Consider the following 681-nt stretch of genomic DNA (forward strand, 5'->3'; position numbering starts at 1 on the left):
TATAGCTGTAAACTATATTATCAAATGATTTTTGGAGGGACTTCATAATGAACAAAGATTTAAAAGGTTTATATGCAGCGTTACTCGTTCCTTTTGATGAAAATGGTCAAGTAAATGAACAAGGACTCAAACAAATTGCTCAAAATGCCATTGAAACTGAAGAATTAGACGGTCTTTATGTAAATGGTAGCTCAGGCGAAAACTTTTTATTAAATACAGAGCAGAAGAAGCAAGTTTTCAAAGTTGCCAAAGAGGCAGTTGGGGATAAAGTGAAATTGATTGCTCAAGTAGGTTCGTTAGATTTAAATGAAGCCATTGAACTTGGAAAATATGCCACAGAACTCGGTTATGATGCACTTTCTGCCGTAACACCATTCTACTATCCATTTACTTTTGAAGAAATTAGAGATTACTATTTCGATATTATCGAAGCAACTCAGAACAATATGATTATTTATGCAATACCAGATTTAACAGGTGTGAATATTTCTATTGAACAATTCAGCGAGCTATTTAATCATGAAAAAATTGTTGGTGTTAAATATACAGCGCCAAACTTCTTCCTACTCGAACGTATTAGAAAAGCATTCCCAGACAAATTAATCTTATCTGGCTTTGATGAAATGTTAGTTCAAGCTACGATTTCTGGCGTAGATGGTGCAATTGGTTCTACATATAACG

Annotated in this window: 1 protein-coding gene; it reads left to right on the forward strand. The window is 33.8% G+C overall.

What is annotated here, in order from left to right; all coding sequences use genetic code 11:
- Window positions 1-47 precede the first annotated feature (47 nt).
- On the forward strand, window positions 48-681 hold a 634-nt coding region (locus IDG60_RS28020), incomplete at its 3' end, for an N-acetylneuraminate lyase (protein WP_206161061.1).

It is taken from the genome of Staphylococcus sp. EG-SA-2, assembly GCF_017152085.1.